13 protein-coding genes are annotated in these 12554 nt (G+C 68.8%); 7 read left to right on the top strand and 6 right to left on the bottom strand.

Annotated elements, in window-relative coordinates:
* Positions 1-12: 12 nt before the first annotated feature.
* A complete protein-coding gene (locus ACFXP5_RS11075; protein ID WP_394544645.1) occupies positions 13-465 on the top strand; it encodes a MaoC family dehydratase in 453 nt (150 codons plus the stop codon).
* A 42-nt stretch (positions 466-507) separates the two neighbouring features.
* Positions 508-2031: an o-succinylbenzoate--CoA ligase gene (menE, locus tag ACFXP5_RS11070; RefSeq protein WP_394544644.1), complete on the top strand. Its 1524-nt coding sequence runs from the start codon at positions 508-510 to the stop codon at positions 2029-2031.
* A gap of 12 nt (positions 2032-2043) precedes the next feature.
* On the opposite strand, the gene ACFXP5_RS11065 is transcribed toward menE, so the two are convergent.
* Genes ACFXP5_RS11065 through ACFXP5_RS11045 form a run of 5 tightly spaced genes read right to left on the bottom strand, consistent with a single transcriptional unit; the run spans position 2044 to position 6396 of the window.
* Positions 2044-2883 carry a PaaX family transcriptional regulator gene (locus tag ACFXP5_RS11065; protein ID WP_394528559.1) on the bottom strand — a complete coding sequence of 280 codons (840 nt, stop codon included), beginning with the start codon at positions 2881-2883 and terminating at the stop codon, positions 2044-2046.
* 1 nt (position 2884) lies between these two features.
* Positions 2885-3685 carry an ABC transporter ATP-binding protein gene (locus ACFXP5_RS11060; protein WP_394528560.1) on the bottom strand — a complete coding sequence of 267 codons (801 nt, stop codon included), beginning with the start codon at positions 3683-3685 and terminating at the stop codon, positions 2885-2887.
* Positions 3678-4502 (bottom strand): ABC transporter permease, encoded by an 825-nt coding sequence (locus ACFXP5_RS11055; RefSeq protein WP_394528561.1) that lies wholly within the window; start codon positions 4500-4502, stop codon positions 3678-3680. The genes ACFXP5_RS11060 and ACFXP5_RS11055 overlap by 8 nt, the downstream gene beginning before the upstream one ends.
* Positions 4499-5344, bottom strand: a complete 846-nt coding sequence (locus tag ACFXP5_RS11050) for an ABC transporter permease (protein ID WP_394528562.1) — start codon at positions 5342-5344, stop codon at positions 4499-4501. The genes ACFXP5_RS11055 and ACFXP5_RS11050 overlap by 4 nt, the downstream gene beginning before the upstream one ends.
* A gap of 59 nt (positions 5345-5403) precedes the next feature.
* Entirely contained in the window at positions 5404-6396 is a 993-nt protein-coding gene (locus ACFXP5_RS11045; protein ID WP_394528563.1) for an ABC transporter substrate-binding protein, read from the bottom strand.
* A gap of 387 nt (positions 6397-6783) precedes the next feature.
* Here ACFXP5_RS11045 and ACFXP5_RS11040 point away from each other — a divergent pair, with 387 nt between their 5' ends.
* The 5 genes from ACFXP5_RS11040 to folE all read left to right on the top strand — a co-directional run bounded on the left by ACFXP5_RS11040 (position 6784) and on the right by folE (position 11240).
* Complete coding sequence (locus ACFXP5_RS11040; protein WP_394528684.1) at positions 6784-7590, top strand: methylenetetrahydrofolate reductase; 807 nt, start codon at positions 6784-6786, stop codon at positions 7588-7590.
* Positions 7591-7625: 35 nt separating this feature from the next.
* Positions 7626-8501 (top strand): formyltetrahydrofolate deformylase, encoded by an 876-nt coding sequence (gene purU, locus ACFXP5_RS11035; RefSeq protein WP_394528564.1) that lies wholly within the window; start codon positions 7626-7628, stop codon positions 8499-8501.
* Between the two features lie 54 nt (positions 8502-8555).
* Positions 8556-9959: a vanillate/3-O-methylgallate O-demethylase gene (gene ligM, locus ACFXP5_RS11030; RefSeq protein ID WP_394528565.1), complete on the top strand. Its 1404-nt coding sequence runs from the start codon at positions 8556-8558 to the stop codon at positions 9957-9959.
* Positions 9960-10068: 109 nt separating this feature from the next.
* Complete coding sequence (locus ACFXP5_RS11025; RefSeq protein WP_394528566.1) at positions 10069-10665, top strand: PadR family transcriptional regulator; 597 nt, start codon at positions 10069-10071, stop codon at positions 10663-10665.
* Positions 10662-11240 (top strand): GTP cyclohydrolase I, encoded by a 579-nt coding sequence (gene folE, locus ACFXP5_RS11020; RefSeq protein ID WP_394544643.1) that lies wholly within the window; start codon positions 10662-10664, stop codon positions 11238-11240. Before ACFXP5_RS11025 ends, folE begins: the two co-directional genes overlap by 4 nt.
* 7 nt (positions 11241-11247) lie before the next feature.
* Here folE and ACFXP5_RS11015 read toward each other — a convergent pair whose 3' ends face one another.
* Positions 11248-12429: an acyl-CoA dehydrogenase family protein gene (locus ACFXP5_RS11015; RefSeq protein WP_394544642.1), complete on the bottom strand. Its 1182-nt coding sequence runs from the start codon at positions 12427-12429 to the stop codon at positions 11248-11250.
* Positions 12430-12554 lie beyond the last annotated feature (125 nt).

The raw sequence follows: 12554 nt of genomic DNA, 5'->3' as shown, positions 1-12554 counted from the left end.
CAAGGAGCACTCATGACCACCACCGTCGCGTACGCGGATGCCCCCGGCCTCGCCGGCACCGACCTGGGCTGGACCGATTGGATCGAGGTCACCCAGGAGCGGGTCGACCTCTTCGCCGACGCCACCGACGATCACCAGTGGATCCACGTCGACCCCGAGCGGGCGAAGGACGGCCCCTTCGGCGCAGCGGTCGCGCACGGCTTCCTCTCGCTCTCGCTCACGGTGAAGTTCTGGTCGGAACTGTTCGATCTGACCGACGTCACCACGCGGGTGAACTACGGCCTCGACAAGGTGCGCTTCGTCTCACCGGTGAAGGTGGGCGCGAAGATCCGCGGCGGCGCCGTGATCGCCGAGGTGACCGAGATCGCCGGCGGCTACCAGTTCGCCGTCGACCAGACGATCGAGATCGACGGCGCCACGAAGCCCGCCGTGGTCGCGCGCGGGCTGTACCGCTTCTACGCCTGACCTGAACACCCCCCGCAGCACCTCGACGAAGAGGAAGCCCCGATGCACAACCACGGACTCGGCTCCTGGATGGCCGCCCGCCGCCGCAAGACCCCGGACAAACCGGCGGTCATCTTCGACGGCGGCGTGCTCACCTACCGCCAGCTCGCCGATGCGGCCGACCGCATCGCGGGTCTCTTCGCCGCACGCGGCATCCAGAAGGGCGACCGCGTCGCCTACCTCGGGGAGAACAGCCCCGAGTTCCTGCAGGTGCTGTTCGCGACCGCGCAGCTGGGCGCGGTCTTCGTGCCCGTGAACACCCGGCTCGCGCCGCCCGAGATCGCGCACGTGCTCACCGACGCGAACGCGCGCATCCTGATCCAGGACATCGAGTTCGCCGAGCGGGCAGCCGGAGGCGTCGAGGCGGCGCGCATCGCTCACGTGATTCTCACGGGTGAGGGCGTCAGCGGCATCCCCGGGCTCAGCCGCCTGGCGGAGGGCGCCGCGGGCGGTCACATCGACACGGCCGTCTCCCTCGACGATCCGGCGGCGATCATCTACACCTCGGGGACCACCGGACGAGCGAAGGGCGCCGTGCTCTCGCACGGCAACCTCACGTGGTGCGCGATGAACTGCATCGTCGACTACGACGTCGTCTCGAGCGATGTCGCGCTGATGATCTCGCCGCTCTTCCACGTCGCCTCCCTCGGGATGGGGGCGCTCCCCGTGCTCATGAAGGGCGCGACGATCGTGCTGGAGCGGGGCTTCGACGCCGGCCGTGCGCTCGCGCTCATCCAGGCCCACCACGTCACGATGCTGAGCGGGGTGCCCACCACGTACCAGCTGCTGGCCGACCACCCCGACTGGGCCACCACCGACGTTTCGAGCCTGCACAAGCTGACGTGCGGCGGCTCAGCTGTGCCCACCCGCATCCTGAACGCCTTCGAACAGCGCGGACTCTCGTTCTCCCAGGGCTACGGCATGACCGAGACCTCTCCGGGCGCCACCTCGCTCCCGCCGACGATGACCCGCGAGAAACAGGGCAGCGTCGGTCTGCCGCATTTCTTCACCGACGTGCGCATCGCGGACGAGAACGGCCGGATGGTGCCGCGCGGCACGGTCGGCGAGATCGAGATCTCCGGTCCGAACGTGTTCCTCGGCTACCACGGCCTGCCCGAGGCGACCGCGGCGGCCTTCACCGACGACGGGTGGTTCCGCTCGGGCGATCTGGGCTACCTCGATCCCGACGGGTACCTCTACATCGCCGATCGCCTGAAGGACATGATCATCTCGGGCGGGGAGAACATCTATCCCGCCGAGGTCGAGAACCTGATCAGCGACATCCAGGGGATCTCCGGGGTCGCGGTGATCGGCGTCCCCGACGAGCGGTGGGGCGAGGTGCCCTGGGCCGTGGTGACGGTGCGCGACGGCACCGAGGTCACGACCGAGTCGGTGCGCGCCGAACTCGACGGAGTACTGGCCCGCTACAAGCTGCCGAAGAACGTCGTGGTCGTGGAAGAGCTGCCCCGCACCGCCTCGGGAAAGGTGCGCAAGCCCGACCTGCGCGCGCGCTTCGGCCGGCGCTGAGGGAGGCGGCGCTCAGCGCCTGGCGAGGTCCGCGAATGCCGTCACAGCATCCGGGAGCAACTCCGCGCGCCGTGCGCGGTACACCGCGATCGATCGCGCCGCCGGCCAGTCCTCGTCGAGGAACGGCTCGGGCAGGCGCGGGTCGGCGCGCAGCAGAGCGAGCCAATCGGACACGAGCAGCGTGAGGGTCGACATCGCCGACCCCGAGGCCGCGGGAGGCTCGGCCCACGCGTCGAGGAACCGCTCGTGCTCGCCGCGGAGCGCGGCGAGGTCCCACGCGCTGCGCACCGACCCCGTCAGCGGGAACTCGGGCAGGTCGCGGGCCCGGAACGCGACGACGCTGGATTCGGGAAGTTCGTCCCGCAGCGGCTCGAGCGCACCGGCGAGGTCGACCTCCCCGGGCGCGACCCACAGCCCGTCGCGGACCGGCGCGAAACCCTCCCACGTCAGCGCGGCGCGCAGGCGGTGACGCAAGGTGCGCTGCCCCTCGGGCACCGAGAAGGTGACGAGCGTCCATCCGAGTCCCTGGGGCGAGAACGGATGCTCGGAGTGCACGCGATCGGATGCTTCGCGCAGCACCTCGCGGCCGTGATCGGTCAGTCCGTACTCCACACCGCGGCCGACCCGGGCACGCGTGAGGAAGCCCCGGAGGACCATGCGGTCCAGCGTCGCCCGGGCGGTGGGTCCGGCGACACCGGCGCCCTCGAGCACGTCGAGGTACACCCCGGCGCGGAGCGGGCCGCGCACCCCGAAGTCCAGTTGTTCCCCGAGGAGCGCCAGCAGGAGCTGACGGGGGTTGCGCGTGGGCGTCGGGTCGGCGTCGCGCGCACGCGTCTGCGTGATCGTCGTCACGTCAGGAGACCGGCCGTACGGCCTCGCCGCGCTTGGCGCGCTGGATCTGCTCGTACACGTGGGTGCGCAGCTCGGTGAAGCGCGGCAGCGCGCGGGTCGTGATCTGATCGCGCTCGGGGGCGAGATCGATCGGGAGATCCTCCTGCACCCACGTCGGAGACTTCGAGAGCACGACGACCCGTTCGCCGAGGTAGACCGACTCGTCGATGTCGTGCGTGACGAACAGGATCGACATCCCGCGATCGAGGTGCAGGCGCCGCACGAGGTCTTCCAGGTCGGCGCGCGTCTGCGCGTCGACCGCGGCGAACGGCTCGTCCATGATCAGCACCTCGGGCTCGTAGGCCACGGCGCGCGCGATCGCCACCCGCTGCTGCATGCCGCCCGACAGCTGCCACGGGTAGCTCTTGGCGGCGTGGTCGAGTCCGACCGCGACGAGGGCGTCGTCGATGAGCCGGTTGCGTTCGGTGGCGCTGAGCTTCTTGTGCTTGAGGGGGAGTTCGACGTTGCCCCGCACGGTCAGCCAGGGGAACAGGCTGCGCCCGTACTCCTGGAAGACGAGCGCCATGTTCGGCGGCGGTCCGGTCACCTTCGTGCCGTCGAGCAGCACCCGGCCCTCGGTCGGGCTCAACAGGCCGGCGATGCACTTCAGCAGCGTGGTCTTGCCGCATCCGGAGGGCCCGACGATGCAGACGAGTTCGCCGCGGTTCATCGAGAAGTCGATGTCGCCGATCGCCTCGACCGAACCGGTGGACGATTCGTAGACCTTCTTCAGGTGCTCGACCTGCAGGAGTGTGTCAGGCACGCTCCACCTCCTTGATTCCGTGGTACCAGCGCAGGACTCGGCGCTCGACGAGAGTGAAGACGACAGCCAGCAGCACACCGATGAGGCCGAGCAGCACGATGCCGCTCCACATCTCGGCGATGAGGTAGTTCCGCTGGAAGAACGCGATCTGATAGCCGAGGCCCGAGGAGGAGTAGAACATCTCCGAGATCACCATCATGATGAGCGCGACCGAGAGGGTCTGACGAACGCCCGCCATGATGCGCGGGCTCGCCGCGGGCAGGACCAGGCTGAACAGGCGCTGCGACCGGGTGAGCGAGAACGACCGCGCCGTCTCGGTCATGACCGCGTCGGTGCCGCGCACGCCCTCGACGGTGTTCAGCAGCACGGGCCACACCGAACCGAAGACGATCACCACGATCTTCATGGTGTCGGTCACCCCGAGCAGGGCGACGAACACCGGGATGAGCACGGGAGGGGGGATCGCGCGGAAGAACTCCAGCAGCGGCTCGAGCAGTTCTCGCAGCCAGCGGGTGAGGCCGATCACGGTTCCCGCGGCGATACCGAGCACGACGGCCAGCACGATCGCGAGGGCGAGACGGGCCACACTCGGCACGACGTCGGTCAGGAACGCCGGGCCGATCCATGTCTCCCCGAACGCGTCGAGGATCTTCAGGGGACCGGGGAAGAACTTCGCCGGCGCGACGGTGCCCCAGATCCCCCAGAGGATCAGCAGCAGGATCGGCAGGCCGACCGCGAAACCGACGCTGCGGGCGACACCCGGCCAGACCGCCCGCCGGGGCGGGGCGGTGCGCACGGTGCTCGTGTAGAGGGTCACAGCACGTCCTCCCCGCGCACCGATTGGTGCCACGCGAGAGCTCGCCGCTCGAAGAGGCGGAAGCCGAGGTTGATGATGAGGCCGAGCACCCCCGTGACGATCACGATCGCGTAGACGGTCGTGATGTTGCCCACGTTGTAGGCCTGCACGATCGTGCGGCCGAGACCGGGGTTCTGGATCGTCATCTCCGCGGTGATCGCCAGGATCAGGGCGACGGATGCCGCGAGACGCAACCCCGTCATGATGTAGGGCAACGCCGTGGGGAGCACGAGGCTGCGCAGTTGCGCGGAACGCGGAAGACCGAAGCTCCGGGCCGTGTCACGGGCCACCGTGTCGATGTCTGCCACGCCGTAGAGCACCTGCACGAAGACCTGCCAGAAGCAGGCGAACACGATGATGACGAGGGCGGCCTGGATCTGGATGCCGTAGGTCAGGATCGCGAGCGGGATGAGCGCGACCGACGGGATCGGGCGCAGGAACTCGACCACGGTGTGCGTGGACTTGCGCAGGAAAGGGATCATCCCCACGAGGGCGCCGAGGGCGATGCCCAGGACGGCGGCGATCGTGAGACCGATCGCCCAGGCGGTCATGGTGCGTCCGACGTTGCGCCAGAACTCCAGGTCGGTGGCCATCTTCCCCAGCTGCGCGAACGTGTCCAGGGCCGAGGGCAGCTGGGTCGGATTGACCAGCCCCGCCAGCGCGACGAGCTGCCAGACGAGCAGGAAGCCGATGATCCCGAGCGTTCCGAGCGCGGCCTTGCGCAGGGAACGCAGGGAGCGTCGGCGGGTGCGCGGCACGACGACGGTCGAGGTGTGCACCGGCGCGGGTGGGGCGAGGGTCATGAGACGCCTTCCGGGAGGGGAGGGCCGGGGACGCCGACGGGTCGGCGCCCCCGGTGTGATCACTGCTGCTGGATCAAGGTGCTGTAATCCGGCTCAGCGTCGATGTAGGCGTACTCCACCGCGAGGGCGCCGAGGTCTTCGATACCCGCATCCGACAGATCCGACGTGAAGTTCGGAAGCGTGATCGCGGCAGCCGCGGCCTCGGGGATCTCGAGGTTCGTGACGATCGCCGCACGCACGGCATCCTCGTTGTCCGTCGCCCAGTCGAGCGCCTCGGCCATCGCGGCCGCGTAATCGGTGACGAGGTCGGGGTCGGACTCCATCTTCTCGGCGGTCGTGAAGTTCGTCAGCACCGTGAGGCCGGGGATGGTCGCCTGGTAGGGCGAGATGACGTCGACGCCGCCGCCGCTGACGATCAGGCCGCGGAACGGGTCGGGCACCCAGCCGGCGTCGATGTTGCCCGCCTCGAGCTGTGCCTGCACGTCGGGGAAGCCGACCTCGATGAACTCGATCGTGGAGGAGTCGCCGCCGGCGTCGTCGACGGCCTTGCGGATGGTGAGGTCGCCCGCCGCGCCGATGCTGTTGACCGAGACGCGCTTGCCCGCGAGGTCGGCGGGGCTGGAGATGCCCGAGTCGGCGAGCGCGACGACGGAGTTGACGTCGGTGCCCTCGGGCAGGCTCGAGGCGTAGTTGCTGAAGATCACGACGCCGAGGTCCTGCAGGCTGGCGCGGATCGGACCCATCGGCTGCCCGATGGCGAAGTCGATGTCGCCGCTGAGGAGGGCGGGGATGGCCTGGGCGCCGCCCTGAGCGGGAACCACCTCGACGTTGAGGCCGTGCTCTTCGAAGATGCCGGCGTCGATGGCGGCCCAGAGGGCACCCGACTCCGCGATCGGGAGGGCGGCGACGCGCACATCGCGCATCTCACCGCCGGCGCCGCCGTCGGACGACGCGGACGTGGTGGATGCCGGCGTGGCCGCAGAATCGCTGCAACCGGCGAGGGCGAGGGCTGCGACGGCGACGAGGCCGAACGCGGCAAGGGTCTTCTTCATTGAAAGGCCTCTCAGTACGGGTGAGTGGGACGCCGACGCGAGCGGGGTCCCCACGCCATCCGACAGGTCCGGCACAGGTCGGCACCGCTTCGTGCTGACTCCGTCATCGTCTGCCATCACCGGAGCCATGTCAAGCATTTCGTGACGATCGTCACCGGAACGTTGATTGCGAGACGGGCGTTGTGCTTCTGTTGCCTCGCCCTCTCGTGGGGATCCTCAGGGTGGATACCTCTTGCCATTACCTATCAACGTAGGTAACGTGCAGATCGGAGTCGCAGTGAAGCGCACTCCCCCTGAGAGTGGAAAGGACCTCGATCAGTGGCACAGTCATCGCACCCGGCTGCCGACGCAGCATCCACCCGTCTTGTCGAAGGCTTCTCGCTGGAGATGACCGGCAAGGACATCCCCGGTTTGGAAGAGGCGCGCAGCGCCATCCCCGCCGGCACCAAGATCAACGTCACCTTCCTCGGCAACGAGGATCTCGAGATGCGCGTCGCCGCGGCCAAGGCGGTCAAGGACATGGGCTTCGTGCCCGTCCCGCACATCTCCGCCCGCCGGCTCGCCTCCGAAGCGCAGCTCGCGGAGTACCTCGACCGCCTGCAGCAGGTCGGCGCGAGCGAGCACGTCTTCGCGGTCGGCGGCGATCCTGCCGAGCCCGAGGGTCCGTACCCCGACGCACTCTCCTTGATCCAGAGCGGCCTCTTCGAGAAGTACGGCACCAACGACGTCTCGATCGCCGGCTATCCCGAGGGCCACCCCGACATCCCCGAAGACGTGCTCTGGCGTCATCTGGAGGACAAGTACCGGGCGCTTCAGGAGCGGGGTCTGGATGCTGTGATCCTCACCCAGTTCGCCTTCGACACCGACCCCGTCACGGCGTGGGTCGACGAGGTGCGTCGTCGGGGGATCTCCTCCGAGATCCGCATCGGCACCCCCGGCCCCGCCGGCATCAAGCGCCTCATCTCGTTCGCCCGCCGGTTCGGCGTCGGGGCGAACGCGCTGATCGTCAAGAAGTACGGTTTCTCGCTCACCAACCTCATGGGAACGGCGGGCCCCGACCGCTTCGTGACCGACCTCGCCGCAGCGCTCGCAGAGAACCCCGCCTCGGGCGATGTCAAACTGCACTTCTACACGTTCGGTGGGTTGCTGGCGACATCCGAGTGGGCCCGTGACTACCTCACCGGCCGCGCCTGAGATGACTGCCGCGACCGAGGCCTGAGGAGAACCGCATGTCCCTGCACACAGAGGCGCTTCGCGATCACGCGTGCCTGATCGTCCACGGCCCCGACCAGCCCGGCCTGGTGGCGGCGGTGACCTCGGTCATCACCCGGAACAAGGCGAACATCGTGAGCCTCGACCAGTACTCGGACGACCCCGAGGGCGGCGCGTTCTTCCAGCGGGTGGTGTTCCACCGCGACGACCTCTCGGCCGCCCTGCCCGACCTCGAGGCGGAGTTCGCCGCGACCCTCGACCCGTACGGGATGACGTGGAAGCTCACCGACCAGTCGGTGCCCAAGCGGATGGCGATCCTCGCATCCACCAGCGACCACTGCCTGCTCGAGCTGCTGTGGCGCCACCGCCGTGGCGAGCTGCCCGTCACCATCCCGATGGTGATCTCCAACCACACCAACACCGCCGAGGACGTGCGCTCCTTCGGCATCCCGTTCTTCCACGTGCCCTCGCAGGGACCGGACAAGTCCGGGGCCGAGGCCGAGATCCTGAAGCTGCTCGACGGCAACGTCGACTTCGTCGTGCTCGCGCGCTACATGCAGATCCTCTCGGACGACTTCATCACGGGTGTCGAGGTTCCCCTCATCAACATCCACCACTCGTTCCTGCCCGCCTTCATCGGCGCGGGTCCGTACAAGAAGGCGAAGGAACGCGGAGTCAAACTCATCGGCGCCACCTCGCACTACGTGACGAAGGACCTCGACGAAGGCCCGATCATCGAGCAGGACGTCGCCCGCGTCGACCACTCGCACACCGCGGCCGACCTGCAGGCGCGTGGCGCCTACGTCGAACGCGCCGTGCTGTCGCGGGCCGTGCAGTGGCACGCCGAGGACCGCGTCATCCGGCACGGCAACCAGACCATCGTCTTCACCTGACCCCGAGTGCCTCACCCGAGGCATCTCCCGAATGAACAGAGAGGTTCACTTTTCGTGGCTGACAACCTGCAAGGACTGCTCGATCAGACAAACCCGGTCGAGATGCTGCGCAACTCGCAGATCGGTTCGTACATCTACCCCGTCGTTCCCGCCGACTTCCAGAACTGGATCAAGGAGCAGCAGGCCTGGCGCAACACCGCCGTCCTGTACGACCAGTCGCACCACATGGACAACGTGTTCCTCAAGGGTTCGGACGCCATCCAGCTCATCAGCGACACGGCGATCAACTCCGTCGCGAACTTCGCGGTCAACAAGGCCAAGCAGTACGTGCCGACGACCTCGACGGGTCACGTGATCGGCGATGGCATCCTCTTCCGCGAAGCGGAGGACGAGTACACCTACGTCGGGCGGGCTCCGGCATCCAACTGGCTGCTCTTCCACGGCGAGACCGGCGGGTATTCGAACCTCGACATCACGGTCGACCGCCGTTCGCCCTCGCGCCCGTACGGCGCACCGGTGACCCGCCAGTACTACCGCTTCCAGATCCAAGGCCCGAACGCGTGGGCCGTCATCGAGAAGCTCAACGGCGGACCGCTGGAGATGCTCAAGTTCTTCAACATGTCGACGATGACCATCGCCGGCAAGCAGGTGCGCACCCTGCGTCACGGCATGGCCGGAGCCCCCGGACTCGAGATCTGGGGACCGTACGCCGACCACGGCGTCATCCGCGACGCCATCGTCGAAGCCGGCGCGGAGTTCGGGCTCGTGCCGGTCGGCTCGCGCGCCTACCCCTCGAACACCCTGGAGTCGGGCTGGATCCCCTCCCCCCTGCCGGCGATCTACACCGGCGAGGCCGAACGGGCCTACCGCGAGTGGCTCGGCACCGACAGCTACGAGGCCACCGGCACGCTCGCCGGCTCGTTCGTCTCGGACGACATCGAGGACTACTACCTCACGCCGTGGGAGTTGGGCTACGGCTCGTTCGTGAAGTTCGACCACGACTTCATCGGCCGCGACGCCCTGGAGAAGATCGACCCGGCCAGCCAGCGCAAGAAGGTCACGCTCGCCTGGAACGCCGAAGACCTGACCAAGGTCTGGGGCTCGCTCTTGAACGTCGATGGCCCGAACTACAAGTTCTTCGACCTGCCGCTGGCCAACTACGGCTCGGCGAACTACGACTCGATCGTGGACGCCGACGGCACGAGCGTGGGCTTCTCGATGTTCACCGGCTACAGCGCCAACGAACGGCGCGGCCTGTCGCTCGGCGTGGTCGACCCCGACGTGCCCGAGGGCACCGAGCTCAAGGTCATCTGGGGCGAGCCCGACGGCGGCACGTCGAAGGCGTCGGTCGAGAAGCACGAGCAGACCGAGGTGCGCGTCATCGTGAGCCCCGTCCCGTACTCCACGGTCGCCCGCCAGACCTACCAGGGCGGATGGCGTACCGGCTACAACGACTGAACCCCGCTGTCCGAGGGGCCCGGGAGAACACCCGGGCCCCTCGGCGCATCCCCCGTCCGCCCGACGGTAGCGTCGGCGAACGTTCCCGTTGTGAAATCCGAGGAGTCCGATGAGTCTGCGATATGCGCTGCTCGCGCTGGTGCGCGTGGGGCCGCAGTCGGGCTACGAACTGCAGAAGCAGTTCGGCGTCTCGGTCGGCCATGTGTGGCACGCGCCGGATTCGCAGATCTACCCCGAGCTGCGGCGGATGGAGAGCGAGGGGCTGCTGCGCAGCGAGGAGCAGACCCGGGGCGAGCGCGGCACCCGGCGCATGTACCACGTCACCCCCGCGGGCGAGCAGGCCTTCCTCGACTGGATGGCCGCCCCGCCCGACTACCAGCGCGTGCGCGACCCCGCGCACCTGCGTGCCGCCTACCTCGAAGCCGCCACGCCCGCCCAGGCGCGGTCGTTCCTGAACGCCCATGTGGCGCAGTGGCAGGGCGAGCTCGAGCAGTGGGAAGGCGAGATCCGACGGATCGACGCCGTGGACAATCCGATGCTCGTGCGCCGACTCGCCGTGACGCCCGAGGCCGATCGCGAGCGCACGATCGCGTACAAGAGATTCGCCTACGAGGGACTGGTCGAGCGCGCGCTCGGCGAGATCCAGTGGGCGCGGAGCGGACTCGAGCTGATCGAGCGGCTCGAAGGCGCCGAGGAGGCCCCGTGACCACCACCGTACCCACCCAGGTCGATCGCGTCCGCGCCGTGGCCGCCGTCCGCGCACTGCTCACCGCCGTGGGCGAGGACGCCGACCGCCTCGGACTCCTGCGCACCCCCGAGCGGGTGGCCGACCTCTTCCTCGACCTGTTCTCCGGGCTCGGCGTCGACCCGGCTTCCGCCCTGGGCGCCCCGGTCGCGCTGACCGAGAACGAGCACCCCGGCGAGCTGGTCGGACTCACCGCCATCCCGTTCCGCTCGGTGTGCGAGCACCATCTGCTGCCGTTCGAGGGAACGGTCGACGTCTACTACGCCCCGGTTCGCCACATCGCCGGCCTCAGCCGCATCGCCACCCTCGTCGAACTCGCCGGGCGTCGCCCGCAGTTGCAGGAGCGTCTGGGGCAGCAGATCGCGGATGCCCTCATGACCGTGCTGCAGCCGCACGGGGTCGCGGTGCGCATCGAGGCCACGCACGGCTGCATCTCGCACCTCGAGCCGGGCGCAGCATCCGCTCGCGCCGTGACGGTGGCCACCGTCGGGACGATCCCCGACGCGACCTGGCGCTTCGCCTCCCCCGGCGCCTGATCCGCCCTCAGCGCGTGAACGCGCTCAGGCCCGTGACCGCGCGTCCGACGATGAGCGTGTTCATCTCGCGGGTCCCCTCGTAGGTGTAGACCGCTTCGGCGTCGGTGAAGAATCGGGCGACGTCGTAGTCGATGAGGATGCCGTTGCCCCCGACGACTTCGCGCGCCCAGGCGACGGTCTCGCGCAGGCGATCAGCGATCCACAGTTTGGCGAGCGCGGAGTCCTCGTCGGTCGAGACGCCCGCTTGCCGCCGGTGGGCGAGCTGCACGGCCATCCCGAGCGAGGCCGTGACGTTCCCCAGCATCCGCACCAACTTGTCCTGCACCAGCTGGAAGCCCGCGATCGGCCGGCCGAACTGCTCGCGGCTCAGCGTGTACCGGAGCGCGGCCTCGTAGGCCCCGGCCTGGGCGCCGGCCGCGATCCACGCGACGTCGGGGCGCAGGGTGCGGAACAACGCCGAGACGTCGGCGAACGATGAGACGCGCTGAAGCCTGTGGGTCTCGGGGACACGCACCGCGTCGAGTTCGATGTCGGAGTTGGTGACCAGTCGCAGCGCGGCCTTGCGCTCGATGGTGGTGAGGGTGAGCCCCGGCGCATCCGTGCGCGCGAGGAACACCTTCACCTGCTGGTCGGCGACGTCGCGGGCGAAGACGCCGACGAACTCCGAGTGGGCGGCGTTGCCGATCCAGCGCTTGCGCCCGTCGAGGATCCACTCGTCACCCTCCCGACGCGCCGTGGTCTCGAGCCCGCGGGCCACATCCGACCCGTGGTCCGGTTCGGTCAGCGCGAAGCATCCGGTCATCTCGAAAGACACGATCGGCTGATCCCACCGGGCGACCTGTTCAGCGCTCCCGCCCTGGCGCACGAGTTCGCGGAACATGGCGGTCTGGCCGTGGAAGAGCATCCCGGTGCTGACGTCGATACGCGAGAACTCGAAGTTGCGGAAGCCGGTGTAAAGCTCCCGGCAGCGCCCGTCGGGGCCGAGCAGTGCGGGATCGTCGACCAACCGCAGGTCGCGCAGGGGGCCGCGCAGGTGCACGGGCGACGCGGCGCGCTCCCAGTGATCGGGAAGGATCGGCACGAGCTGCGACTCGAGCACCTCGCGAAGCCGTCGAAGCTTGTCGGTCTCGGCCTCGGTGAGGACGTCGGCGAAGCCGTAGAGGTCGGAGACGGGATACAGGGCTGTCACGAGACTCTCCTTCGAGGCGGTGCTCGCCAGTCAATCATTGAAATGGCGTCGGAAATGGTGCCCGGATCGGCGACAATGGGGCCAGCGTTCGCGACACGGTCGCCGCGACACCTCTCAGAGAGTGG

This window comes from Microbacterium hanjuni (assembly GCF_043556395.1).
Classification (GTDB): Bacteria; Actinomycetota; Actinomycetes; order Actinomycetales; family Microbacteriaceae; genus Microbacterium.
This window is presented reverse-complemented; position numbering and strand designations above follow the sequence as displayed.